Source organism: Lacrimispora brassicae, assembly GCF_054772055.1.
Genome location: NZ_BRYH01000040.1, coordinates 55,535 through 81,023, shown reverse-complemented (window position 1 = coordinate 81,023; position 25,489 = coordinate 55,535). Strand labels below are relative to the sequence as shown.

At 41.8% G+C, this 25,489-nt stretch carries 20 protein-coding genes and 1 pseudogene; 17 read left to right on the top strand and 4 right to left on the bottom strand.

Features of this window, described 5'->3' with window-relative positions:
- Nucleotides 1-638: 638 nt before the first annotated feature.
- Both ACYVD3_RS18360 and ACYVD3_RS18355 read left to right on the top strand, forming a co-directional pair.
- Nucleotides 639-833 carry a tyrosine-type recombinase/integrase gene (locus ACYVD3_RS18360; protein WP_460643935.1) on the top strand — a complete coding sequence of 65 codons (195 nt, stop codon included), beginning with the start codon at nt 639-641 and terminating at the stop codon, nt 831-833.
- Between the two features lie 544 nt (nt 834-1,377).
- Nucleotides 1,378-1,569: a YwbE family protein gene (locus ACYVD3_RS18355; RefSeq protein ID WP_054737711.1), complete on the top strand. Its 192-nt coding sequence runs from the start codon at nt 1,378-1,380 to the stop codon at nt 1,567-1,569.
- A 231-nt stretch (nt 1,570-1,800) separates the two neighbouring features.
- Here the strand turns inward: ACYVD3_RS18355 and ACYVD3_RS18350 are convergent, their stop codons facing one another.
- Nucleotides 1,801-3,084 (bottom strand): LysM peptidoglycan-binding domain-containing protein, encoded by a 1,284-nt coding sequence (locus ACYVD3_RS18350; protein ID WP_460643934.1) that lies wholly within the window; start codon nt 3,082-3,084, stop codon nt 1,801-1,803.
- A gap of 134 nt (nt 3,085-3,218) precedes the next feature.
- Complete coding sequence (locus ACYVD3_RS18345; protein ID WP_460643933.1) at nt 3,219-4,070, bottom strand: MerR family transcriptional regulator; 852 nt, start codon at nt 4,068-4,070, stop codon at nt 3,219-3,221.
- A gap of 291 nt (nt 4,071-4,361) precedes the next feature.
- Between ACYVD3_RS18345 and ACYVD3_RS18340 the strand changes: the two genes are divergently transcribed.
- The 5 genes from ACYVD3_RS18340 to ascB all read left to right on the top strand — a co-directional run bounded on the left by ACYVD3_RS18340 (nt 4,362) and on the right by ascB (nt 11,788).
- Entirely contained in the window at nt 4,362-6,089 is a 1,728-nt protein-coding gene (locus ACYVD3_RS18340; protein ID WP_460643932.1) for an ABC transporter ATP-binding protein, read from the top strand.
- On the top strand, nt 6,086-7,840 hold the full coding sequence (locus ACYVD3_RS18335; RefSeq protein ID WP_460643931.1) for an ABC transporter ATP-binding protein: 1,755 nt from the start codon (nt 6,086-6,088) through the stop codon (nt 7,838-7,840). Before ACYVD3_RS18340 ends, ACYVD3_RS18335 begins: the two co-directional genes overlap by 4 nt.
- 190 nt (nt 7,841-8,030) lie before the next feature.
- Entirely contained in the window at nt 8,031-8,780 is a 750-nt protein-coding gene (locus ACYVD3_RS18330; protein ID WP_460643930.1) for a MurR/RpiR family transcriptional regulator, read from the top strand.
- A gap of 169 nt (nt 8,781-8,949) precedes the next feature.
- Nucleotides 8,950-10,356, top strand: coding sequence for a PTS cellobiose/arbutin/salicin transporter subunit IIBC (ascF, locus tag ACYVD3_RS18325; RefSeq protein ID WP_460643929.1), 1,407 nt, complete (start codon nt 8,950-8,952; stop codon nt 10,354-10,356).
- A 1-nt stretch (nt 10,357) separates the two neighbouring features.
- Entirely contained in the window at nt 10,358-11,788 is a 1,431-nt protein-coding gene (ascB, locus tag ACYVD3_RS18320; RefSeq protein WP_460643928.1) for a 6-phospho-beta-glucosidase, read from the top strand.
- A 71-nt stretch (nt 11,789-11,859) separates the two neighbouring features.
- Here ascB and ACYVD3_RS18315 read toward each other — a convergent pair whose 3' ends face one another.
- Both ACYVD3_RS18315 and ACYVD3_RS18310 read right to left on the bottom strand, forming a co-directional pair.
- Nucleotides 11,860-13,134, bottom strand: coding sequence for a M20/M25/M40 family metallo-hydrolase (locus ACYVD3_RS18315; protein ID WP_460643927.1), 1,275 nt, complete (start codon nt 13,132-13,134; stop codon nt 11,860-11,862).
- Nucleotides 13,131-15,050 carry a PfkB family carbohydrate kinase gene (locus ACYVD3_RS18310; RefSeq protein ID WP_460643926.1) on the bottom strand — a complete coding sequence of 640 codons (1,920 nt, stop codon included), beginning with the start codon at nt 15,048-15,050 and terminating at the stop codon, nt 13,131-13,133. Before ACYVD3_RS18310 ends, ACYVD3_RS18315 begins: the two co-directional genes overlap by 4 nt.
- Nucleotides 15,051-15,300: 250 nt before the next feature.
- Between ACYVD3_RS18310 and ACYVD3_RS18305 the strand changes: the two genes are divergently transcribed.
- The 10 genes and pseudogenes from ACYVD3_RS18305 to ACYVD3_RS18260 all read left to right on the top strand — a co-directional run bounded on the left by ACYVD3_RS18305 (nt 15,301) and on the right by ACYVD3_RS18260 (nt 25,334).
- On the top strand, nt 15,301-16,236 hold the full coding sequence (locus ACYVD3_RS18305) for a nucleoside hydrolase (protein ID WP_460643925.1): 936 nt from the start codon (nt 15,301-15,303) through the stop codon (nt 16,234-16,236).
- On the top strand, nt 16,233-17,612 hold the full coding sequence (locus ACYVD3_RS18300) for an MATE family efflux transporter (RefSeq protein ID WP_460643924.1): 1,380 nt from the start codon (nt 16,233-16,235) through the stop codon (nt 17,610-17,612). Before ACYVD3_RS18305 ends, ACYVD3_RS18300 begins: the two co-directional genes overlap by 4 nt.
- 40 nt (nt 17,613-17,652) lie before the next feature.
- On the top strand, nt 17,653-18,807 hold the full coding sequence (locus ACYVD3_RS18295) for a BMP family ABC transporter substrate-binding protein (protein ID WP_460643923.1): 1,155 nt from the start codon (nt 17,653-17,655) through the stop codon (nt 18,805-18,807).
- 66 nt (nt 18,808-18,873) lie between these two features.
- Entirely contained in the window at nt 18,874-20,424 is a 1,551-nt protein-coding gene (locus ACYVD3_RS18290; RefSeq protein WP_460643922.1) for an ABC transporter ATP-binding protein, read from the top strand.
- Entirely contained in the window at nt 20,421-21,566 is a 1,146-nt protein-coding gene (locus tag ACYVD3_RS18285) for an ABC transporter permease (RefSeq protein ID WP_460643921.1), read from the top strand. The genes ACYVD3_RS18290 and ACYVD3_RS18285 overlap by 4 nt, the downstream gene beginning before the upstream one ends.
- A gap of 19 nt (nt 21,567-21,585) precedes the next feature.
- On the top strand, nt 21,586-22,530 hold the full coding sequence (locus ACYVD3_RS18280; protein WP_460643920.1) for an ABC transporter permease: 945 nt from the start codon (nt 21,586-21,588) through the stop codon (nt 22,528-22,530).
- A gap of 3 nt (nt 22,531-22,533) precedes the next feature.
- Nucleotides 22,534-23,502, top strand: a complete 969-nt coding sequence (locus ACYVD3_RS18275) for a nucleoside hydrolase (protein ID WP_460643919.1) — start codon at nt 22,534-22,536, stop codon at nt 23,500-23,502.
- A gap of 1 nt (nt 23,503) precedes the next feature.
- On the top strand, nt 23,504-24,415 hold the full coding sequence (locus ACYVD3_RS18270; RefSeq protein ID WP_460643918.1) for a ribokinase: 912 nt from the start codon (nt 23,504-23,506) through the stop codon (nt 24,413-24,415).
- 22 nt (nt 24,416-24,437) lie between these two features.
- Nucleotides 24,438-24,569, top strand: a pseudogene (locus ACYVD3_RS18265) (purine-nucleoside phosphorylase); the annotation flags it as partial.
- Nucleotides 24,570-24,707: 138 nt separating this feature from the next.
- Nucleotides 24,708-25,334, top strand: coding sequence for a purine-nucleoside phosphorylase (locus ACYVD3_RS18260; RefSeq protein ID WP_460643937.1), 627 nt, complete (start codon nt 24,708-24,710; stop codon nt 25,332-25,334).
- Nucleotides 25,335-25,489 lie beyond the last annotated feature (155 nt).

Here is a 25,489-nt window from a genome sequence, read left to right as displayed (position 1 = left end):
CACATGCAGATACTCTGGAAGAACTTCTCAGAAATCATGGAATCGAATTTCCTGAATTCTGTGGATGGTAACAACATAGGGGAAGTACATTTGTGCTTCCCTATATTAAGAAACAAAGTGGTAAACAAATTCGATAGCAAGTGGTAAACTTTTTCACTAGCGCTAATGGTAAACAAATTCATTAGCAAATATCTGATAAGTGGCAAACTATTTAGTTAGCGAGGTGGTAAACAAATTCGTCAGCGAGTGGTAAACTTTTTCGTTGACATTCACATAAGGAAGGTTGGCGTTATAATTGCTGACTGAGGAATTATAAGCTGTTACTGAAATTTTATGACGTTGTAATTAAAATAAGGCTGGTTTTAAAACAGATTTTAAAGGAAAAATAATTGTGCCGAGAAAAGGATTAATTAAGAAGGTTAATAAAGTGATTATTTCAGTTTTAATGTTACTTTTATAAAGAAATAATTAATACCAATAATACCAGTTTTTCAAGTACTTTTCCAATTTATTTGCTGTATTGATTTGTCGTCCAACAAATGGTAAATGTAACAAAACATAAGTTGGATCGGCTATAATTAACTGGACACAATTTTTAAGGGCATATATGATATTCTTAATTGAAAGGATGATGCCCTATGACTCAAAACGAGGATTTCAGCAGTCATGCTTTCCGTCATACTTTTGGTCAGAGATTAAAAGACAAGGGGGCTAAAGATAACTTCATTATGGACTGGATGGGTCATGCCAGCTTGAAAACAACAAAGATTTATGTTAAACCAGGACCTAAGAATTTAAGAAGGACAATGCCGGAGTGTTTGAAAACAGCATAAAAAAGACAGAATCCTGGGGATGGAACCGATCCTTAGGATTCTGATTATTTGGGTTCAGGTTGGGTTCAGTTGGGGCATATATAAGTTGTCACACCCGAAAAAATATGGTAAAATGTTGTCATGGAACAATCGTGTACAGGGTGTGTTGACCTCATTCTTTATAGAATGGGGGTGATGCTTATGAAATATGACTTTAAGGACTTGATGACCTTTGGTATGTTTCTGCCTGCATTGCTTACGTTCATTATTACAGTTTGTAAGTAATACATAGAAATTAGCACTGCAACAAAAAGAAAACCCACCCTGATATACTTTGGCGAGTAGGACGGGTGGATTTTCGATGTCTTATGGTCAACCCCCAGTGGGCGGTTGTTCCTCTTAACTGTATTATAGCATATGATATGAGATAATTCAATATTAGTCAAAATTAATTTTACTGTATGGAAATATTTTTCATAAAGGTGATTTAATAAACGTAATTTAATAAACGTCAATGTATAGAACAATTTGTTATAAACTAACAGATGCTAAAACGAGGAGAAAAATGAACGGACAAAATAGAATTGATGTTAAAATAGGTGCAACAGTAAAAATAGTATTGAAATCTGACCAAAGAACCGGAAAACTAACAGAGGGAATCGTTGGAAAAATACTAACAAACAGTAGCTTTCACCCTCATGGTATCAAAGTAATGTTAACGAATGGACAAGTGGGGAGAGTCCAGGAAATATTATGATTTAAGGTACATTATGTTTATAAAGGTTATAGAATTATAAAATAAGATACGGTTAACTCGGAATTTGTAAAGGCGGTTTATATGAAAAGAAGCAGATTATCTTATGATGAATGAAAATAAAGAAGTGCTGTTATGATATAGTTGTAAATAAAATACTTATGGGAAATACTCATAACAGCACTAACGGACAGATCATACAAGTGCTCTAAAAAGGTTGAATGAGAAGCACATTTAAAACTTCTCTATGTAATATTGAGTATTAATAATAAACCACATTTGGGCATCAAATTTCATAATGGTCCAAAGAGATAAGCCCTGGAGACCGTATTCTTCTACCAGTTTAGCTCTTGCATCAAAGCTTCTTGCATCTTTAAACCATACGATATGCATAATCCCATCGCTATCCACATAGTAGAAGTAAGGCGACTGTGCTGCTTCATTAAATTGTATTGGTATATTGTTATCCGATGCAATTTGTACCGCACTATCATAGCTGATTGCGGTAGCTTCTGTTGCACCGGGAACATAGGGAAGTGTCCAGTCATAACCCAGAGTGGTGACTCCCAGAAAAATCTTTTCAGGGGGCATAATACTGACCGCATAATCTAATAACTCTCTTAAGACATTAACCGGAAAAATTGAGTTTGGATAGCTGTAAGACCTTGCCCAATCATAAGAAGAAAATATAATTCCATCCACATATTCAGATAATTTTGAATAATCTATTTTTTCAAAACTAACGTTGGGGGTATTAATATTCGCAACCGGTGTTATGGTAACCACTATCCTGTAACCTTCTGAATGAAATATCTCAGAGGCTCTTTTCAAATATTCTGCAATGAGATCTATGTTATCATAGGTAATAGTTTCCACATATATATTTATACCATGGAAACCTTTCGTTTTCAGTATGAGAAGAGCATTGTTAATAAGGCGGTCCTGCACAGAAGGATTATTTAAAATATCGTAGGTCACTTCATAGCTGACGACTCCCTCTTCCGTAATAGTGGAAACGAACATCATGGGTGCGGCACCATAAACTTTAGCCAGTTGAATAAGTTCCGTGTCGTCAGCACCGGAGATAATGTCTCCCTCACTTGTAGCCCTATAATTGAATATGGTCAGATAAGATAAAAAAGGAAGTGTTTTTGTTAAAACAGATTTTTCTATATAAGAAAATGTATAACCACTAGTGGCAATTGTTCTTGTTTTATTCGTTTGATAATTTATAACTATGGTTTCGCCGGGGTAGATAAATTCTCTATCGGAAAGATAGGGATTATTTCTTAATAATTCCATTGTTGAAACACCATGCTGCTCTGCAATACTCTCCAAAGTATCGCCGGCCTGGATGGTGTAGAGTGTTTCCGGTTGAACAATCACGATGGTTTGGCCAATTGCTAAATTGTTAGGGTTTGTAATTCCGTTTTCCAATACCAATCTGTCAACAGGGATTTTGTAATACTCTGATATTGAAAATATGGTTTCACCAGGTTGAACAACGTGTATGGTCATGGCTTCCCTCAAATGATCTTATTAATTCCATTATATGCCAATATTACCTGTTCATAACATTATGCTATAAATAATTTCATGTATTTTGATTATTTTTGCACAATTACCCTGTAAATTTCCTGAATGTATAAATTTCACTTCATCAAAATACATTTCTCTGGTTCGCCCTCAATTTCAATTAATATTAACGTAACATAATCATCTCTATTTTTCGTACTTATCTCAAATATAAGATATTCCTCATAAGCATTTTTCCCGAGTTTTATCTGATGGTCGTTTGCGTACTGCATTATCTTTGTATACATTTCACTAATATTGCGATAGCTTCCTTTATAATAAACCTGAAGATACCAGCCTTCTTTTCGTACCAGAGTGTTGTTTTTTTTATCAACATTGTTAGTTTTCGTATACAAATAGGAAAAGCTGTCAAATCTTTTTTCACGGATATTATCAATGGTAAGTGATGCTCCCAGAAAATCAATCATACTTGCATTGCTATCATTTCGGAATGCGATCAGCTCTGTTAAAAAATTTGAATAAGAATTGTCATTACCATTATCCATAAAGGTACTGCATAGCGCTTTCATGCTTTTATGATAAGCCGGTTCAATGATATTGTATTCTGTTGACAAGGCATTTTCTGTTAAATCCTTAAGAAAATCGATTCCGCGTTTTGTGTTTTTTAATTTTATAATTTCCTTAGCCACTTCATTTGATTTTTGTTCCAGTAGATCTACCAATTTTTCAGGGTTTCTTTCATCCATGTACTTTTTAATTTCTTTTAATGGCATTCCCAGTCTTTTTAATGCGGAGATAATAGAAAACGTATCGAATTGCCGGAAGGAGTAATAGCGGTAACCATTCTCCTTTATAATCTCAGGTTGAAAAAGATTTATCTGATCGTAATAAAATAAAATATGCTTAGGAATTCCGCAGATTTTTGCAAATTCTCCTGTTGTTAAGTATTCATTTTTGTTTTCAGACATAAACTCACCTCGGTTTTATGCTGCATTTTATGGATTTCATGTTTGCGGCCGCAGCACAGACACAAACTTGATTATTAGAAAAAAATTGCCTTTCGTGGAAGTATTTCATATTAACTAAGCGGATATTAAAAAACAGAAAATATTAAATGTAATACACTTTTTATCCTGCTGTTTTTTTCTTGACTATAAGACAACCTTATAGTTTATAATAGTCAAACAGCCTTTTCCTGTCAAGGAATATGGCTGAAATTATTTTTATATTTTATTTAGTTAAGTGAAAGGGGTTTTGTTATGAAATTAATGTTAAAATATCTGAAAAGATATCCCAAACTAATTCTGTTAAATATCATAGGAATCTTTAGCTTCGTAGCGGTACAACTGGGAATTCCCACAGTTATGGCATGGATGATTGATAATGGAATTGGGAAAGGTGATATAGCTTATATTAAGAATATGGGAGGAATTATGCTGATTGTCTGTATTCTTGGAGGTGCAGGGACCATTTTATTAACCTTCGCATCATCAAGAATTTCAACCTATATGATTCGTGACATCAGAAATGATGTTTTTGCTCAGTCACAGAGATTTTCCCACACAGAATATAATAAATTTGGGGTATCTTCCATGATTACACGAACAACCAATGATGCATTCCAGCTGATGTTATTCTCCAATATGTTGTTTCGGACTGCGCTTTTGGCTCCTGTAATGATCTTTATCAGTGTTTTTATGACCATCAGAACCAGTGTTAATCTATCTCTGGTTATCGGAGGAAGTCTTCCATTTATAATAGCAGGTGTTATTATCATTGCCAGACTGACCAATCCCCTTTCCGAGAAGCAGCAAAAAGGTATGGATCGGCTGAATCGGATTTCAAGAGAGAATTTAACAGGGGTCCGTGTCATTAGAGCCTTTCGGAAAAGTGAATATGAAGCAGAACGTTTTGCAGAAACCAATGACGACTATGCTTCTAACTCGAAGAAATTATTTAAAATTATGTCATTTACACAGCCGGCTTTTTTCTTTTTATTGCACCTTGCAATGATGGCAGTGTTTTGGATATCAAGTGTAATGATTGATAAAGGTACCTTACAGGTTGGACAGTTGGTTGCGTTCTTAGAGTATCAGTTTCATGCAATGTTCTCGATTATGCTGTTTTCCATGGTATTTGTAATGTATCCCAGAGCGCAGGTATCTGCAAACCGTATCCAGGAATTATTAGATGAAGAACCATTAGTGAAAAATCCTTCAGAGAGTATTACGGCTGAAAATAAAGGTATTGTAGAATTTGACCATGTTACCTTTCAGTATCCGGATGGCGAGCTCCCGGTTATAAAGGATGTATCTTTTACTGCCAACAAAGGGGAAACAATAGCTTTTATCGGCAGTACTGGCAGCGGGAAGAGTACATTGATTAATTTGATTCCAAGATTTTATGATGTGACAGGCGGTTCGATTAAAATTGATGGTGTGGATACACGCAACTATGACTTAAAGGCACTCCGCCAAAAAATTGGATTTATCCCTCAAAAAGCATTTTTATTTAAAGGAACCATCGAAGAAAATCTTAAATTCGGTAATCCCCATGCCACAGCGGAAGAAATAGATCATGCAGTTGAAATAGCCCAGGCAAAGGAGTTTATTCAGAATAAGCCGGATAAATTACAGGAAGATATAAGTGAAGGCGCAAAAAATGTTTCGGGAGGTCAAAAACAGCGGATTTCCATTGCCAGAGCATTGGTCAGAAAACCTGAAATCTATATTTTTGATGACAGTTTTTCTGCCCTGGACTGTAAAACAGATGCTGCTTTGCGTGCCGCACTTAAGGCGGAAACAAAAGAATCCATTGTATTCATTGTTGCACAAAGAATCAGTACAATCATGAATTCAGACAAAATAATCGTACTGAATGAGGGCGAAGTGGTTGGTATGGGAACTCATAAAGAACTATTAAAGTCGTGCAATGTATATTATGAAATTGCAGATTCACAATTAACAAAGGAGGAACTGGAGCGATGAGAAAATTATATCCATATATAAAACCATATTTAAAATTTTTTATAGTGGCTATTCTCCTTACCATAGGATACTCCGGCTTCTTATCGGCGGCACCAATGGTAGAAGGTCTGATTACAACAAGACTAAAAGATGATATTGTAGATATCGCCAACAAGGTTCCTGGGGCCTCCATCAGCTTTTCCTATGTTATTAAAATCTTAAAGCTGTTACTTGCTATTTATATCGGAAATGTACTCAGCAACTTTGGTTCACAATATTTTTTAACAAATGGCATACAAAACACAATGCGTGATTTGAGAAATGATGTGCAAAAAAAGATTACAAAGCTGCCAATCAGCTATTTTGATAAACGTACCGTTGGAGATATGCTCAGTATCATCTCAAATGATATTGATACCATGTCAAATGCGCTGCAGCAGAGTTTATCAAGGATATTAAGTGCTTTCTTATCCGTTATTTTAGCATCAGCGCTGATGTTTTATATTAATCCGGTTATGGGTACAGTTGCAGTTTTACTGATACCGGGAAGCGCTTTGATCATGAAATTTATTATAAATCGTTCTTCTGTTATGTTTGAAAGACAGCAGGTTGCTCTTGGTGACTTAAATGGTTATATTCAAGAAAGATACACCGGATTAACGGAAATTAAACTATATGGAAAGCAAGAAGATTCTATAGAACAGTTTAAGGAGATTAATGATAATCTCTGTGAAAACGGATTTAAGGCACAGTTTATATCCGGGCTGATGTCACCGTTAATTTCCTTCATTACTTATATAGGGATTGTAACTGTTTGCATATTGGGTGCGATATTTGCAATTACAGGTGCCATAACGGTTGGTCAGCTTCAGGCATTTATCCGATATATGTGGCAGCTAAATGAGCCTCTGGAGCAGGTGGCGCAATTGTCCGCCTCCATTCAATCTGCCATGGCAGCAGGTGGAAGAGTATTTGAGTTTCTTTCTGAAACAGAAGAAGTACCGGAAACTTCCAATCCGGTAAAATTAGACAACCTGAAAGGAAATGTTACCTTTGAAGATGTGTCTTTTGGTTACAACAATGAGAAAATGCTCATTGAGCATCTGAACATTAACGTGAAAAGCGGTCAAATGGTAGCAATTGTCGGCCCAACTGGTGCCGGAAAGACTACGCTTATCAACCTTTTAATGCGTTTTTATGACGTAAATGAAGGTGCAATCAAGGTTGACGGTGTGAAAATTAAGGATATGAAACGGAATGATCTTCGTTCGATCTTTGGAATGGTGTTGCAGGATACCTGGTTATTTAAGGGAACCATTGCCGATAATATAAAATACGGGAAAGAGGATGCAACCCGGCAAGAGATTGAGGCTGCTGCAAAAACAGCAAATGTAAATCATTTTATCAAAACACAGCCAGATGGCTACAATATGGTATTAAATGAAGAGTCCTCAAACGTATCAGTGGGTGAGAAACAGCTTTTAACAATTGCGCGGGCCTTCCTGGCAGACCCTGCTATTTTGATCCTGGATGAGGCCACAAGTTCAGTGGATACCAGACTTGAGTTAATGCTTCAGACAGCTATGAAAAATATCATGAAGGGCAGAACAAGTTTTGTTATTGCACACCGCCTTTCAACCATTAGAAATGCGGATTTAATCCTTGTTATGAATAACGGAACAATTATTGAACAGGGAACCCATGATGAATTAATAGCAAGAAAGGGATTTTATGAAAAACTGTATATGAGTCAGTTCCAGAATCGGGCCTAAACAGGCTTTATTGCATACAGACACGGCATCATCTTCTAATACTTGTTCTTTTTTATGCAAAGTGATATAGTTAAGTGAAAAAGATAGTTCCTTGTTAGCCGGATAATGGGAAAGCGTGAATCATATCTATTGGGGATGACGGCGGCATGGACAAACGTACAGAAGGCAATTCATAGAAGGGGGCACAGGGATGTTTCGTGTGGAGCAGGTAAAGTCACTGAATGATCTGGAAATGGAAGTATATCATTATGTGACGAAAAACTATGATAAAGTGAAGTATATGAGAATCAGGGAACTGGCTTTAGAAGCCCATGTTTCCACTTCTACGGTTTTGCGTTTTTGTAAGAAGATGGATTGCAACGGCTATGCAGAGTTTAAGATAAAGCTGAAGCAGCATTTTGATAAGGGAAAAGAGTTGCATGCAACGGATGATGTGACGGAAGTCATTGACTTTCTAAAGAAAACTACTTCGGAAGAATTTGAGAAAAAGCTGGATATGATGACGGAAGTTATTGTCCGTGCCAATCATGTGATCTTTGTGGGCAGCGGCATGTCCGGAATTGTGGCTAAATATGGGGCAAGGTATTTTTCCAGCATGGGTAAGTTCTGCCTTTATATCGATGAACCCCATTATCCCACGGAAAGCAAGTTTTTTGAAAATGCCCTGGTCATTGTGTTTTCGGTTTCAGGGGAGTCCAACGATACCATTGGACATGTGATCCGTTTTAAGGAACAAAATTGTCAGATCTTAAGTGTGACCAATACAGAAAACTGTACTGTGGCGAAATTATCGGACTACAATATAGCTTATTATGTGACTTATATGCGGTTAAAGGTTTACGACATCACCACCCAGATGCCTGCCATGAGCATTGTGGAACGGCTGGGGAAAAAGCTGTACCGGTATACTTCCGAAGGATCGGACAATACTTTAAATTAGGAAATTTGCATATTAAAAAACATACTGTTATGTAAAAAAAACAAGTGAGAAACGTTGTCACTTGTTTTTTTACGCCTTAGAACTGATGACAACAGATCGGATAAACAGTATAATCACAATCAGCAAAAAACTATGTGTATTCATCAATTGATAAGAGAGGAATGAAGAGATGGCAAGAGATTATGCGGTTGTATCAAAAGCGATTGTGGAAAATATTGGGGGAGTTGATAATATTTCCAGTCTTACCCACTGTATGACCCGTTTAAGATTTGTCTTAAAGGATGAAAGCAAGGCAAATGAAGGGGCGGTCAAAGCCATTGACGGTGTTATGGGAGTGGTAAAGCAAGGGGGGCAGTTTCAGGTTATCATTGGAAACCATGTTGGTACTGCTTACCAGGAGGTTTTAAAATTAGGAGATTTTGGAGAAGAAAGTAAGGTTGCAAGGGGTGAAAAGAAAGAGCCTTTGACTCTGAAGAAAATCGGAAATAACATTTTAGATGCTATTGTTGGAACCATGTCCCCGTTGATTCCGGCAATTATCGGTGGTTCCATGGTGAAATTGCTGGTTATGCTTTTGGCTATGGCAAATATATTGTCTGCAGACAGCGATACTTACAAGATCATCAACTCCATTGGTGACGGGGCCTTTTATTTTCTGCCTGTGATGGTAGCTGCTTCTGCTTCTAAAAAGTTTAAAACCAATATGTTTCTTTCCATTGCCATTGCGGGAACATTAATTCATCCGGATTTCCGCGGTTTGATGGAAGCGGTAACTGTGGGAGAAACAGCGGCCCATTTTCTGGGAGTGCCCATAGCATCCGTAAAATATACTTATACGGTAATCCCGGCAATCTGCATGACCTGGATTTTATCTTATATTGAACGTGGTGTTGACAGAATTACACCGGCAGTGACGAAAAACTTCTTAAAGCCTATGTTGATTTTGTTAATTGCGGCTCCTATTGCAATTTTAATCATTGGACCTGCCGGAATTTTAATCGGTACGTCAATTTCTAAATTCGTATTCTTTGTACAGGCAAAGCTTGGATTCCTGGCAGTAGGTATTATGGGTGCAATTTGGCCTTTGCTGGTTATTACAGGTATGCACAGGGTGTTTACCCCAACAATTTTGCAGACAATTTCTGATACAGGAATGGAAGGAACCGTTATGCCCTCTGAAATTGGCGCAAACCTTTCTCTGGGCGGAGTATCCTTAGCCGTAGCTTTAAAAACCAAGAACAGGGAACTTCGCCAGACTGCCCTTGCGGCGGCTTCTTCCGCCCTGATTGCAGGGACAACGGAACCGGCACTTTACGGTGTAGCTGTTCGTTTAAAACGTCCGTTGATCGCTTCTTTGATTACCGGTTTTGTCTGCGGCTGTTTAGCAGGAATCGGGGGACTTGCCAGCCGTTCCATGGTTTCTCCCAGTGTTTTGACAGGAGTTCAGTTTATTGATCCGGAGCATCCGGGAACCAGTATTGCATGGATTGCAGGTATTACGATTTTATCAATTGTATTGTCCTTTGTATTGACTTTGGTAATTGGTTTTGAGGATCTTCCGGAAGAGGAGGAATGATTTGAACGATTTTAAATTTCCTGAGAATTTTCTTTGGGGAGGGGCCATTGCCGCCAATCAGGCGGAAGGTGCCTTTCGCGAAGGTGGCCGGGGACCAGGCAACATTGACATGATTCCTCATGGAGTGGGAAGGCTGAAGGTAAAGACGGGAAATGTTCCTTGCCCTGAATTGCAGAAAGGGGAATATTATCCCAGCCATGAGGGAATTGATTTTTATCACTATTATAAAGAAGATATTGCTTTAATGGCAGAAATGGGCTTTAAAGTATTCCGTACATCTATTTCATGGTCAAGGCTTTTTCCTGACGGAGACGAGGAAAAACCCAACCAGGCTGGAATCAATTTTTACCGCAATATGTTTCTGGAGTGTAAAAAGTATGGTATGGAACCTTTGGTGACCTTGTGCCACTTTGATATCCCCATGGGACTGGTGGAAAAATACGGTTCCTGGAGAAACAGAAAGGTTTTAGATTTTTTCCTGCACTATGCAAATGTCTGTTTTAAGGAATTTTCAGGATTAGTAAAATACTGGCTGACTTTTAATGAGATTAACATTATTTTACACAGCCCCTTTTCCGGTGCGGGAATTGCATTTCAGGAAGGGGAAAATAAAGCCCAGGTTACTTACCAGTCTGCTCATCATATTTTGGTGGCCAGCGCTTTGGCCACTAAGCTGGCACATGAATGGGATCCGGAGAATCAGGTGGGCTGTATGCTTGCAGGAGGCAGCTTTTATCCTTATTCCTGTAATCCTGAGGATGTATGGCAGTCTGTGAAGAAAGAGCAGGAGAATTTGTTTTTCATTGATGTCCAGGTGAGGGGAGCTTATCCGTCTTATGCCAGGAAACTTTTTCATGACAAGGGAGTCAGTCTCATTGTGGAAGAGGGAGACTTGGAGATTTTAAAAAATACGGTGGATTTTGTTTCTTTCAGCTATTATTCCAGCCGCTGTGTGGCTGCGGATATGAATGATAAGGTTTCAAATGAGGGCAATATTATCCGCTCTGTGAAAAATCCTTATTTGCAAACAAGCCAGTGGGGCTGGGGCATTGACCCCCTGGGACTTAGAATTACCATGAACCAGTTGTATGACCGTTATCAGAAGCCGTTGTTCATTGTTGAAAATGGTTTGGGTGCAAAAGACGAAATCAGACAGGATGGAAACGTACAGGACGATTACCGCATTGATTATTTAAGAAGTCATATTCAGGCAATGAAAGAAGCTATGGAGGACGGAGTGGAGTTGATGGGGTATACGGTCTGGAGCTGCATTGACATTGTATCTGCTTCTACAGGAGAGATGAGTAAACGATACGGTTTTATCTATGTGGACAGGGCAGATGACGGAAGTGGTACGCTGCAGAGAAGAAAAAAGAAATCATTTGATTGGTATAAAAAAGTAATTGAGAGCAATGGAGATAATATAGACTGACAGAGAACACCCCATGAATTGGTATTGAATTCATGGGGTGTTTTAATTGAAAGCACCCAGGTAATATTGTTCTAAGAAATTCCCAGCCAGTCCTTTAAGTATGTTTTTTTACGAATATCGTAATCATCATACTTTATCTGCAATTCTTTCTTTGTCAGCAAATCGTAAATGGTTCCCAAAACTACCCGGACCACATTTGTGTAGACATTTTCTTCATCACGAATCGTGAAATCAGCACTGTGAATCTGACCCTCAATACCGGAAAATCCGAATTGCACGGAGGGAATGAGGTAACTCAAATCGCCAATATCACCGGATGCTCCGGAAACCGGATTTTTAAGAATCCGTTCGGCTGGACAAACGGTGAGCATATTCTGGAAAACAACTGGAAGCAGCGGTTCAGACTGTTGAAGAGGCATATATCCGGTCTGGTTTTCGATTGAACATTTTAGATTTAGTGCAAGGGCACAATGATTGGCACAGCTATCCAGTGACTGACAGGTTTCAAGCAGGGTGTTTAGGGAATTGGCCCGGACATAGGTTTCTAAAACAGCCTGGTCCGGGACGGTATTGACACTGCCGCTGCAATTGGTGATAACCGGAGCAATATGAATTCCTTTTTCTGGTGGAAACTGTTCCTTTAAAAAAGATAATGCATTGATAAATAGCGCTGCTCCATGCATGGCATTGCGCCCCTGGTGGGCCAGTGCTCCGGAATGTGCGGCCTGTCCGGTGAAAATGATCCGTTTTTTTGTAAAACCGGTGAGGCTGCTGCCAATATCAAAAAGGCTATGTTCTTCGCTATTTACATGGGCCGATAAAATACAGTCAAAGTCATCGAAGAAACCATCGGCAATCAGATTTTGCTTTCCTGAGAAAAAACGAATTTTCCCGGCCTGTACAAGGGCTTTTCGATATTCCAGATCAATAAATTCTTCGGCCGGGGTGGCGATAAAAGAAATGCTGCCTCCGGTTTCCTCCAGCAGTCCGCTTTCTTTTATCAGCTTCATGGAAAAGGCCATATCAGCAACCTGGATGCTGTGGCCACAGGAGTGGATCGCTTGTTTTTTATCGCCGCTGCCGGTATAAAGGGCATCCATATCGGCGACCAGGGCAATATGATAACCGGAGCCATTTCCCTCTCCAATATCCGCGCGGACACCGGTCAGGGATTGATTGCCCTGACAGGAGATACCATTTTTTTGAAAAAATGACAGGAGATGAGCGGCTGTCTTTTCTTCCTTGAATCCGACTTCGGGACAGGCAAAAAGTGTCCGGCCCAGCTCTTTTAACTCTTGTTTTTGTTTTTCTAAGGAATCGGTCAGCATCTGTTTTTTTATTTTCATGTAAATACCTCCCTATTTCCAATCTGAATCATGTTGGGTTCCACTTTTTTGATGTAAGCTTCCAGTGAATTGCGGTCGATCAGTGCCGGTATGACGCCTTGTCTGGCAACACTGAAGGCGGCAGCATAGGTAGCGATTCGGGCGGCATGCTCAATCGAATACCCATCGTTTAAGTAAGCGGCCAATGCGCCAATGAAAGCATCCGCGGCCCCGGTGGTATCAATAGTCGAAAAATGGATGGCCGGAAGGTAACCGGTAAAAGCCGGATCTTTGATATAACAGCCTGAATGTCCGAGAGTAATAATAACGGACTTGGCACCATGCCTGATAAACGCTTCTGCTTTTCCTTCAATTGTGGTTTCTTCCGGGCACAGCAGCTCTGCTTCTGCCTTATTGGGTACAAAGATATCTATGTACTTCATTAATGACGGGAGCAGCCGCTTCATCACTGCTGGTTTCAGAATGTTCCTTACACCGCATTCGTGAGCCAGACGGGCGGCGGCTTCAACAGTGTTTTCCGGGATTTCCGTTTGTAATAAGCAATAGCTGGCATTTTGGAAGAGGTCCTTATGCATCAGGATTTCTTCTGGGCATAGGGTTTCATTGGCACCGTTCAAAATTGTGATCGTGCTTTCCCCGTTGTCCTGAAGGTGGATATACGCCTTGCCGGTCTCGGCTTGGGGGTCCCGCAGAATTCCCAGAGTGTTTACGTGGTTTTCTTCTATAATCGAATAGACGAGAGCGGAGTCGTAATCATTACCTACTTTTCCGATCAGGGACACCCGATGTCCCAGTTTGGCGACAGCCACGGCCTGATTGGCGCCTTTTCCGCCGGGGCTGGTAAAGCTGGTATTTGTACTGGTAACCTGGCCCGGCTGCGGCAGTTCGGTTACATTCAGGATTACATCTATATTAATACTTCCAACTACCACGATCTGCTTGGTCTGGGAAAAATAAGGAACATCCAGGCTGTGTGTGTTCTCTATCGGATAAGCGGTTTGGAAATTTTCTGTATTGAACTGCCTCTTTTCACATTTTTCAATGAGACGTTCACAAACAAAAGAACCAAATTCATAATTAGGAATGCGGATGCTGGATATTTTCCAAGGCTGGGTAATCCCCCGCAGATCATCCCTTAAGCTGATTAGTGAAAGGTTATATGGCATCTGCAGCCTTTTTTTTTCTAAATCTTCAACCAGCAATTGAGCGGAAGTAAAATGGGTACTGATAATACCGGTCAGTAAATGTGCAAAGATCTGATTGTGCCATTCATCATTTTCCTCGGGAAGAATCATGTCATCTCGAAAAGGAATCCCATGTTCGAGAAGGCATTTTTTGAAACCTTCAAGGGCTAATTTTGAACGGATGCTGCCACGCCTGATCAGGCATCCTACTTTTGTATGACCATAAGAAAGGAGGAGTTTGGTCGCCTCATAGCTGATTTGGGAAAAATCGATAAAATAATGATTCGGGTCAAATGGGGCATTAATGAGGCAGACTTCAATTTTATATTTTTTAAAATATTGCTCGTGTTCTTTGCTTTCATTATTCACCGGTTCCCAGATTACGCCGTCTACCTGACTTTTGCATAGTGTAGTGATGTTTTTTAGTTCGGTTTCCAGTGACCCCAGACTGTCGTAGACCAGAAGTCCATAGCCGTTTTTTTGAGCAACAGCAATAGCGCCATTTAAAAACAGGCTTGATCTGGTGAAGGAATTAAGTAATACCCCCAATACAAAAGTCTTGGCCTCAGAAACAAGTTTGACACTGGCATAAGGCGTATAGTTATACTCTTTTACAATCTCGAGAACACGCTTACGGGTTTTTGGATTAATGCTGTCATCCTTGCCGTTTACGATTTTTGATACGGTTGATATAGATACACCCGCTAATTGGGCAATTTCTTTGATTGTCATGAGAACTCTCCATTTCATTGTTATAAATGAATTATGATACAGAAAGATATATTTGTCAACGACGAAGATAAGGAGGGATGTAAAAAATACATAATAAATAGTTTTTCTGAAGCTTATTTTTATTAAAATTATATAATGGTAATTGACAAATATAAAAAAAGTGATATTATTTAATAAAATAAATACTTTCGGAAAGTGTTATCCTATTGAAATAGATCAAAGGCATAAGAAGAAAGCGAGGTTGACGGCAATGGCAAAGAGAACATTTATTATTGACTGCGATACGGGTACTGATGATGCAATTGCAATTATAGCTGCTTTATACAGCCCGGAGGTTGAACTGGCGGCTATTACTTCGGTAAATGGAAATGTATCGCACCAGCACACCTCACAGAATAATCTGAATCTGATGGAGTATCTTGGCGCTGATGTTATGGTTGCCCGGGGAGCTGGGAAGTCCCTGTTTCTAAGACCGCCGTACTATGGTAACACTCACGGCCGGACGGGGCTTGGTGATATTGTGCTGCCAATTGCCGCAACCAGTGATTTTGCAAGAGAAAATGCAATTGAAGTGATCCGCCGGAAAGCAGACGAACTGAACGGTGAGTTGGAACTGCTTGTCATTGGCCCCATGACCAATATTGCCATTGCGCTTTCCCTCTATCCGGACATTGCAGAAAAAATCAAGCATATCTGGTTCATGGGCGGGGCAGTAAAAGGCGGGAATGTTTCCACCACAGCGGAATTTAATATCTGGGTGGACCCGGTAGCGGCCAAGCTGGTTCTGGCAGCCGGGATTCCTTGCACAATGGTGGGCCTGGATGTGACGGAACTGGCAATTCTGAATTATCAGGATGCAGAAACTATAAGAAGCGTGGGAACAAAAGCTGCGGTGCTGACAGCCGATATTCTGGATTATATGTTCAGGCGGAATGAAAATGGCGGCGAGGATGCGATGATGCACGATGCCCTGGCCCTGGCGGCGGCCTTGTGTCCCCAGTGTCTGGTATGTAAAGATTACTTTGTGGATGTTGAATGCGTGGATTCCTATACGGTGGGACATACGGCAGTAGATTTAAGAAATACCCTGGGCAGGCAGCCTAATGTGAAGGTAGCAGTGGATATCCATGTTGATTTGTTTAAGGAATGGTTGATTGGCTGCATTGGTAACAGCCGTACACTATGAGTTTCGTAAAGAGCAAAAACTTTCCCATTGTTAAGGAGTCTCAGTTTTATTCTAATATCCTGATATTAGCAGTACCGATCATCCTGCAGCAGTTTTTGCGGGTTAGTGTTGATACGGCAGACAGCATTATGCTGGGACGGATTGACCAGGTGCAAATGTCGGCGGTTTCCCAGGCACAGCAGATATTTTTTATTTTCTATACTTTATGCAGCGGCCTTTCGGCCGGATGCTGCGTCCTGATTGCTCAATATTGGGGACGTCAGGGCAAGGAAGAGATAAGAATACTTTTTGCCACAGGTATTCGGGCAGTTGCTGTTTTCGGAACGGGGATTTCATGTCTGGTACTGACATTTCCCCGGATATTTATGCGGATTTACAGCAGTGACCCGGCCATCATTGAGCTGGGAGCTTCCTATTTGCGGATCGCGGCCTGGATGTATCTTCCCTGTGGTGTGAGTACTATGATGTTTGCTTGCTGCCGGGGAATTGAACAGGTTAAGATATCATTTATTGCCAATGTGATTTCTTATCCCATTAACATTTTGCTGGATTATTGCCTGATTTTTGGTAAGTTTGGACTTCCTCAGATGGGGATTCAGGGAGCGGCTCTGGGAGCTGTGATTGCCAGATTGGTGGAATTTTCTATTCTGGGAATATTTGTCTTTAAAAAAGAAAAGAAAATTCAGATGAAAGTAAGAGATTTACTGAAAGCGGACAAACGGCTAAGCCGGAATTTTTATCTGGTTGGTATTCCGATTGTTGTCCATGAGCTGATCTGGGCAACGGGAACCACAGCGGGAAGTGCAATCACCGGGCAGATGAGTATCAGCGTAGTTGGCGGCTATAACATTGCCAATACATTCTACCAGTTGGTTGCCTGCGTTATGAATGGAGTTTTACAGGCTTGCAGTGTTTCCATTGGTAAAACCATCGGTTCGGGTCAGAAGAAGACGGAGATTAAAAAGCAGGCTTACAGTGTTTTGGTTCTTGGACTTGCTGGAGGAATGATACTGGGGCTGATAACGCTTCTGTTTGGGATACCGTTTACAAAGCTTTACCGGCTGACTGATGAGACCCGGGCTTATGCCATACAATTTATGGCGATTCTGGCACTCATCTGGCCGTTTTCCGGTGTTGAGATGACCGGAATCATTGCTACTTTGCGGGCAGGGGGAGATGGGAAGACCGGGCTGGTCACAGATATCTTTACCATGTGGCTGATTACCATACCCCTTGCATCATTAGGTGCTTTTGTTTTCAATTGGCCTCCGGCGGCGGTGATCGGAATCATTAAATTTAATATTGTATTAGAAGCACTGGTGGGAGTCTGGCGGATTCGATCCATGAAGTGGGTCCGCAACCTGACATCGGGCTGAAGATAAAACAAGAAACCAAACAAAAAAGAGGAGGTTTTATATGAAAAAAAGTGTAAAAAAAGTAATCGCGGTGGTAATGGCAACGGCAATGGCAGCCGGTCTTACAGCATGTGGTTCGGGAGGAACAACAAAATCTTCCAGTGCAGGTGATAGCGGCAGCCAGGAAACAAAAACTGAAAGTGGGGCACCGGAAGCCAAGGGCAGCGAAAAAGGGCGGATTGCCTATATTGTGGGAAATCTGGGGGACAAGTCTTTTAATGATTCCGGTGAAGAGGGTATGAAAATACTGCGCACGGAAGGTTGGGATTGTAAGACAGTTGAAGCCGGTGATGAGACAAAAGCGGACAAATGGGAAGATGCCATGCTGGATACCATTGACGAAGGTTATGAATATATCGTGGCATCCTCTACGTATCGTGATATTTTGATCCGCTTGGCAAAGGAATATCCGGAGGTTAAGTTTGTATGTTTTGATGATTCTATGGATGAATCTGAGATACCGGAAAACATGGCTCTGATTTTCTATGCCCAGAATGAGGGCTCTTACATGGTAGGACAACTGGCCGCCGGTATGTCTGAATCAAAAGTTGTGGCAGTTAATGTGGGAATGGATAATCCGGTTATTGCTGACTTTGTTACCGGTTTTGTAAATGGTGTTCAGGATTATGATCCGGATTGCAAAGTTGTTAAAGCGGCAGTTGGTTCCTGGACGGATCCGGCCAAGATGAAAGAACTTTGTCTGTCTCAGGCAAGAGATAAAAAAGCTGATGTATTCTATCAGGTGGCCGGCGGAGCAGGCGGCGGTTTGTTTGAAGCCTGTAAAGAATTGAATACCTGGGCAATTGGTGTGGATTCCGATCAGTATCAGTATTATAAAAATTCCGAGAATCCGGAACTTGCCGATGTGATTTTAACCTCCATGCTGAAAAATGTCGGTGATTCTTTTGTATCGTTTTTCCATGATGTAGAGGCTGGAAAAGATGTCTGGAAAAAAGTGAACCGTCTGGGTCTGGCGGAAAGTTCGGTTGGATATGTTGATAATGATTTCTTCAAAGAAAACGTTCCTGAAGAAGTGCGCCAGAAGATGGAAGAGGCGCAGGCAAAGATCATCAGCGGCGAAAAGACAGTAAAATCTTACTATGATTTTGCAGATGAGGCCGAGTATCAGGCAATGCTTGACAGTGTGGCACCTTAACAGAACAAAACGTAAACTGCCGGGATTTTTTACAGAAATTTCGGCAGTTTGCCGTAGGAGGAAGATATGTCTGGTGAAGTTTTGAGAATGGAGAATATTACCAAGATTTACAGTAATGGATTTGTTGCCAATAAGGGCATTACCTTTTGGCTGAATGAAGGGGAGATCCTGGCTCTGGTAGGGGAAAACGGAGCAGGAAAAACGACGTTGATGAAAGTTCTCTTTGGGTTGGAAAATGCCCAGTCCGGACGTGTTCTGGTACAAGAGCAGGAGGTTCAGATTCAAAATACACTGGATGCCATTGATAAAGGCATCGGAATGGTACATCAGCATTTTATGCTGGTTCCGTCACTGACTGTAGCAGAGAATGTGGTTTTGGGAATCGAACCCATGAAAAAAGGAACGTTTGATTATAACAAAGCGGTGGAAATGACCAGAGAAGTGGGGGAAAAGTATAATTTTAATATTGATCCCAAAATGAAAGTAATGGATCTTTCGGTTGGTCAGATGCAGAAAGTTGAGATCATGAAAGTATTGATCCGGGGAGCGAAAATTATTATTTTGGATGAACCCACGGCGGTCCTGACGCCCCAGGAGACAGATGAATTGTTTGAACAGCTTATTCTGTTAAAGGACAGCGGACATTCGATTATTTTTATTTCCCATAAGTTGGAAGAAGTAAAACGGATCTGCAGCCGTGTTACGGTCCTGCGTCACGGTTTTTGCCTGGGCAGCTATGAACTGGAGGATATGAACGAATCCGATATTTCACGGCTGATGGTTGGCCGGGATGTGGTGCTTAAAATTGACAAAGAGCAGCCGGAGCCTGGCAAGGTTGTTGTACATATTAAGGATCTGACCAAGATCAACGAAATGGGCAAGACCGTACTGGATGGTGTATCTCTTGATATTCGGGAGGGTGAGGTGGTAGGCATTGCCGGTGTAGAAGGAAATGGCCAGAGTGAACTTTCTGATGTATTATCAGGACTTGGCATCTTCTCTTCCGGTGAAGTATCCATTAACGGAACCGATATATCAGGAAAAACCGTTCACCAGATCCGGCAGTTGGGGCTGGCATTTATTCCGGAAGACAGAATGGATTTTGGCTGTGCCGGAGATATGTCAATCCGGGATAATATCATTTCAGACCGGTATTTTCAGCCGCAGTACCGGAAGGGGCCGTTTATTAATCGAAAATATATTGACCAGATTGTAGATCAGTGTATTAAAGATTTTGAAATTGCCTGCGATGACAGAAACCAGCCGGTACGGATGCTTTCCGGTGGCAATATCCAGAAGGTGGTGGTGGCCAGAGAGTTTACTTCCGGCAGCAATTTTATTCTGGCCAATCAGCCTACCAGGGGAATTGACGTCGGTGCAGCGGAGATGATCCGCAAGACAATTGTCCGTAAATCAAGGGAAGAAAAGACGGCTTCCCTGCTGATTTCAGCCGATTTGAATGAAGTGCTGGAGTGTTCCGACCGGCTGCTGGTTATGCGAAAAGGAAAGATTGTAGCAGCATTTAAGCAGGCGAATATCGTTTCAGAAGATGAATTAGGGGAATATATGCTGGGTATTAAGACAATGACAGCAAAAGAAATGGAGGCTGTGCTATGAGTAAAACAAGGCGAATAGAAACAACAGTCGAATTGGTGCGCATCCTTGTTGCCATTGGCATTGCTTACGGGATTGCACTGGTTACATTGTTTACCATCAGTGATAATCCGGTCTACGTTATTCAACAATTTGTGTTAGGCCCGTTTTCTTCCGTGCGGAGAGTCGGAAGCATAATTAATCTGGCGATTCCGTTTACATTTACCGGATTATGTTTCTGTTTTATGTATGCAGTGAATAAGTTTAACCTCTCCGGTGAAGGCATATTCATGTTTTCAGGGTGTATTGTTTCTCTGACGGCTATTTCATTAAACGGGGCGGGCCTGCCGGCACCGGTTATGCTTTTGATCCTGCTGGCAGTTGGTGGAGTAGTAGGGTTCTTGGTTTCCATTATTCCGGCCTGGTTGGATGTTAAGTTTAAGGCCAATATTGTGGTGGTTTCCCTGATGCTTAACAGCATTTTGACATTTTTATCCATCTGGGTGCTGAAGTATTTTATGCGGGATCCGTCAATCGGTTCCCTGGGATCCTATATGATTCCGGAATCGGCAAAGCTTCCCATGATCTTTGGAAAGTTCCGGGTTCAGTCGGGATTCTTTGTGGCTTTGATTGCTGTGGCTTTTGTTGGGGTTTTATTTTATAAGACCATTTTCGGATATAAGATGCGGGTTGTGGGAAGTAATCCGAACTTTGCTAAAGCAAGCGGTATCAACATGACCGGGACGATTATTCTGGCTCAGTTGGTTGGCGGTATTTTTGCCGGCATGGGCGGTACGTGTGAGATCCTGGGCAATTATGACCGTTACAAATGGGTCGTCAGTACCCAGCATGGTTTTGATGGCCTGATGGTAGCCGTTCTGGCCAGAAGGAATCCGATTCTGGTTCCGGTAGCGGCGGTTCTGCTGGCATATATCCGGATCGGTGCCGATGTTGTAAACTCCAAGGGTGATATTCCCATTGAATTCATTACGGTTATCCAGGGGATCGTTATTCTTCTGGTAGCGGCGGAGGAATTCATGGGAAGATATAAGAAGAAACTGATCTATAAAGCGGCCCAGGAAGACATGAAAAAGGACCGGGAAAAAGAAGCAAAGGAAATTTTGGCAGACAGTGCAGCAGAAGCCGGGAAGGAGAGCGTGGAGTAAGCTCCATGCAGGAACGCATATGTTTACAATAGAATGGTTTGCAAATTTTGGATTTTCAGTACTGCGTTTGTCAACACCGCTGATCTTTGTGGCATTGGCAGCGGTCATTAACCGGAAAGCCGGAATGCTTAACATGGCACTGGAAGGAATGATGCTTTCGGCAGCCCTGGCAGGTGTTATTTTTGCCGGTTTTTCCGGGAATGTCTGGATTGGTTTGCTGGGAGCGGTTATCTTTGGTGTGCTTTCCGGCGGGGTACTGGCATTGTCCAATCTGTCCGGAAAAACAGATCTTTATCTGACTTGTATTGCATTTAACCTGATTGCCGGAGGCGGCACCGTATTTGTTATGTATTTGCTGACCGGGGAAAAGGCGGCTACATCGGCAGCGATTAAGGCTTATACCATTCCTTCGGTGGTAATACCTCTAATTAATAAGATCCCGTTTTTGGGACAGATCCTGTCGGGACATAACCTGCTCACTTATCTGGCATTTTTGAGCATCTATCTGGTATGGTTTTTCTTGTATCGGACCCGGCTGGGACTCAGGATGCGGGCAGTTGGGGAAAATCCCCAGGCAGCATCATCGGTAGGAATCAATGTGAAAAAAATTGGTTATATTTCTTTTCTGGTTTCAGGAGTGCTTTGCGGTTTTGCCGGAGCATTCATGTCAATGGGCTGGGTTAGTTTCTTTATGAAGAACATGACAAACGGCAGAGGATATATCGGTTTGTCTGCGATGAATATTGCCGGAAGTAATCCCATCGGAACCGCGGTGGCAGCAGTTTTCTTTGGGTTTTCCGATGCCTTGGCAACAACGCTGAAGAGCCAGGGAACTAATTTCCCAACGGAATTCATTGAAATGATTCCCTATGCAGCAACAATCATTGCCCTTGTATTGATCAATATGATCCGGATCAATCAGAAGAAGCGGATAGAAAAAGGACTGAAGAGAGAAGGTGCATAAACAATGGAGACGAGTAAAAAAGTATGGATTGACTGTGATCCTGGAATTGATGACAGTTTTGCACTGCTGCTGGCAATGAAGCATCTGGCTGTTGCCGGGATTTCGGCGGTTGGGGGAAATACCGGACTTGATCATACATTTCGTAATGCCAGATATTTGACGGAGCTGGCAGGATATGGAGATATTCCGGTTTATGCAGGCTACGATATGCCCATGTTTGCAAAACCTGAGCGGGCAGAATATGTTCATGGCAGCAGCGGATTGGGAAATATTATGGTTTCGGGGCTGAAAGGAGCGCCACGAAAGGAACATGCGGTGGATGCGCTGATTGATGCGTTTCGTTATCAGACAGACATGACGCTGGTAACCCTGGGGCCATTGACGAATGTAGCACAGGCACTTTTAAAGGAGCCGGAGTTAAAACATAAGATTTCGGAAATCGTCTCCATGGGTGGCTCGGTTACAAACGGAAATTATAATGCCTGTGCGGAATTTAATATAGCTGTGGACCCGGAGGCAGCAAAAATTGTTTTTGAATCCGGGATTCCCATCCGTATGGTTGGTCTTAACCTGTGCCGCCAGAATTCCATGACAATGGATGAAGTGGAACAGCTTAAGGCGTTGCCGGGGCCAGTAGCGGCAGCGGCAGCAGGTTTACTGGAATATTCGGTCAATCAGGGACGGCAATCACAACTGTGTGATGCTTGTGCCATAGCATGGTTGATTGATCCTGGGATTATTACCTGTGCACTGCCAATGCATGTAGATGTGGAGACAAAGGGAGAGTACACAAGAGGAATGACTGTCTGCGATTACCGGGATTATATCGGGATGGCACCAAAGGAGGATATTGGCAGAGAAGTCTGCTATCCGGTAGAAAGTGGTGAAAAGAATGTGCTTGTTGCAATGGAGTTTGATAAGGCGCGTTTTAAAGAACTGCTGATCCAAACCATAAAAAGCTACGAGGTATAGTATGAAACTATTGAATTTTGGCTCTATGAACATTGATTATGTATATAAAGTAGAACACTTTGTGGGCAAAGGAGAAACCATATCTTCAGAATATTTAAATGTGTTCAGTGGCGGGAAAGGGTTAAACCAGTCCATTGCCCTGGCCAGAGCAGGGGAAGAAGTATATCATGCCGGGGCCATCGGGAATGAGGGCGAATTTTTGCTGGAGGTCCTGAACCAGGCAGGGGTGGATACCGGCTGTGTTGCAGTCCACAATGAAGTTCAAAGTGGCCATGCAATGATCCAGAATGACAGTGAAGGGGATAACTGCATCATTCTTTTCGGTGGAGCGAATCAAAGGATCGGTAAAGAACAGGCTGAACAGGTTCTGTCCGGTTTTTGTGCCGGGGATTTTGTTGTTCTGCAAAATGAGATCAGTGAACTGGGATATATCATCAGCCGGGCACATGAAATAGGAATGACCATTGTTTTGAATCCTTCTCCAATGGATCATAAGGTTTTAGAACTGCCGTTAAACCTGGTGGATTACTTTCTGGTGAACGAGGTGGAAGCAGCATCTTTAGCAGAAACATCGGGCGAAAGTGATGAAGCGGTGCTGGTAAAGCTGGCGGCGAAATTTCCTGATGCCAAAATTGTCATGACACTTGGGGGAAAAGGATCTGTTTACTGGGATGGACAGCAGATTTACCGTCAGGAGGCGGTAAGGGTGGAAGCGGTTGATACAACGGCGGCAGGAGATACTTATACAGGATATTTTATTTCCGGGATTATGAGAGATGAAAAGATTGAGGATGTTTTGTATCGGGCGTCTGTAGCTTCGGCCATTGCAGTAACCAGGCCGGGGGCGGCCCCATCAATCCCGGAACGAAAAGAAGTGGAAGAAATGGTAAAAAGCAAAAGGAAAGGACGATAAAAGGATGAATGAAATTGATGCTATGAAACACACACCAACTCCTCATATTGATGCAAGACCGGGTGATATTGCAGAATCGATTCTGCTTCCAGGCGATCCGCTGCGGGCGAAGTTTATTGCTGACAATTTCCTGGAAAATGTAACACAGTTTAACCTCATCAAGTAAGTCCCCCTCTTCAATGCCGGAAAGGCATAAGTGGTGGGTGGGGACTTACTTGTGTCAGAAGGGGTGTAAGCCCCTTCTGACAAGCTGCGATAGCAGCTACGAGGTCATGAGCAAGTAGCGAAGCGGATTGCGAATATCCGATTGACTAATACAAGAGGAATGCTGGGATATACCGGTTACTTTAAGGGCAAACGGGTATCAGTGATGGGAACTGGAATGGGCTGTCCGTCCATTGGGATTTATTCTTATGAGCTGATTCATTTTTACGGTGTGAAGAATTTAGTTCGGATCGGAACTGCCGGAGCGATGCAGCCTCAGGTGAAACTGCGGGATGTAATCATTGCCATGGGCAGTTGTACGGATACGAACTATCTGGCAGCATACCAGTTGCCGGGAGATTATTCCTGTACAGCCAGTTACAAATTATTACGTCAGGCAGTACAGAGCGCAGAAGAGATGGATCTGCCGTATCATGTCGGCAATATTCTGTGTACAGATGCATTTTATAAACCGGAGCTGCCGAAAACAGGTGTGTCATGGGCCGATATGGGAGTTCTGGCCTGTGAGATGGAGTCCACCGCCCTTTATGCCAATGCGGCTTATGGAAAAACAGATGCATTGTGTATTTTAACGATCTCTGATTCACCGTTTGAAGAGGAAGAAATCTCTGCTGAGTGCAGGCAGAATTCTTTTACCAGGATGATGAACTGGCACTTTCTATTATTTAGTGAAGGAAGGAGTATCGGAACATAATCCACAAAATCATGATATTATAGTGATTTTGTGGATTTTTTTGGTTTTTTAACGGATATTTTAAAACGTGTAGCCTTTTACTTCTACTTTATCTGCTTCTTGATACTTAAATGCTTTGTCAAAGCTCCTTCTTGCCATAAAGCAAGCTTTATTAA

What these genes read in the sequence shown, in the direction of transcription:
- ACYVD3_RS18360 (WP_460643935.1), top strand. Translation starts at nt 639, where the DNA reads ATGACTCAAAACGAGGATTTCAGCAGTCATGCTTTCCGTCATACTTTT.
- ACYVD3_RS18345 (WP_460643933.1), bottom strand. Translation starts at nt 4,070, where the DNA reads ATGTCTGAAAACAAAAATGAATACTTAACAACAGGAGAATTTGCAAAA.
- ACYVD3_RS18295 (WP_460643923.1), top strand. Translation starts at nt 17,653, where the DNA reads ATGAAAAAAAGTGTAAAAAAAGTAATCGCGGTGGTAATGGCAACGGCA.
- ACYVD3_RS18335 (WP_460643931.1), top strand. Translation starts at nt 6,086, where the DNA reads ATGAGAAAATTATATCCATATATAAAACCATATTTAAAATTTTTTATA.
- ACYVD3_RS18310 (WP_460643926.1), bottom strand. Translation starts at nt 15,050, where the DNA reads ATGACAATCAAAGAAATTGCCCAATTAGCGGGTGTATCTATATCAACC.
- ascF (WP_460643929.1), top strand. Translation starts at nt 8,950, where the DNA reads ATGGCAAGAGATTATGCGGTTGTATCAAAAGCGATTGTGGAAAATATT.
- ACYVD3_RS18330 (WP_460643930.1), top strand. Translation starts at nt 8,031, where the DNA reads ATGTTTCGTGTGGAGCAGGTAAAGTCACTGAATGATCTGGAAATGGAA.
- ACYVD3_RS18270 (WP_460643918.1), top strand. Translation starts at nt 23,504, where the DNA reads ATGAAACTATTGAATTTTGGCTCTATGAACATTGATTATGTATATAAA.
- ACYVD3_RS18315 (WP_460643927.1), bottom strand. Translation starts at nt 13,134, where the DNA reads ATGAAAATAAAAAAACAGATGCTGACCGATTCCTTAGAAAAACAAAAA.
- ACYVD3_RS18340 (WP_460643932.1), top strand. Translation starts at nt 4,362, where the DNA reads ATGAAATTAATGTTAAAATATCTGAAAAGATATCCCAAACTAATTCTG.
- ACYVD3_RS18285 (WP_460643921.1), top strand. Translation starts at nt 20,421, where the DNA reads ATGAGTAAAACAAGGCGAATAGAAACAACAGTCGAATTGGTGCGCATC.
- ACYVD3_RS18350 (WP_460643934.1), bottom strand. Translation starts at nt 3,084, where the DNA reads ATGACCATACACGTTGTTCAACCTGGTGAAACCATATTTTCAATATCA.
- ACYVD3_RS18300 (WP_460643924.1), top strand. Translation starts at nt 16,233, where the DNA reads ATGAGTTTCGTAAAGAGCAAAAACTTTCCCATTGTTAAGGAGTCTCAG.
- ACYVD3_RS18305 (WP_460643925.1), top strand. Translation starts at nt 15,301, where the DNA reads ATGGCAAAGAGAACATTTATTATTGACTGCGATACGGGTACTGATGAT.
- ACYVD3_RS18290 (WP_460643922.1), top strand. Translation starts at nt 18,874, where the DNA reads ATGTCTGGTGAAGTTTTGAGAATGGAGAATATTACCAAGATTTACAGT.
- ACYVD3_RS18355 (WP_054737711.1), top strand. Translation starts at nt 1,378, where the DNA reads ATGAACGGACAAAATAGAATTGATGTTAAAATAGGTGCAACAGTAAAA.
- ACYVD3_RS18280 (WP_460643920.1), top strand. Translation starts at nt 21,586, where the DNA reads ATGTTTACAATAGAATGGTTTGCAAATTTTGGATTTTCAGTACTGCGT.
- ACYVD3_RS18275 (WP_460643919.1), top strand. Translation starts at nt 22,534, where the DNA reads ATGGAGACGAGTAAAAAAGTATGGATTGACTGTGATCCTGGAATTGAT.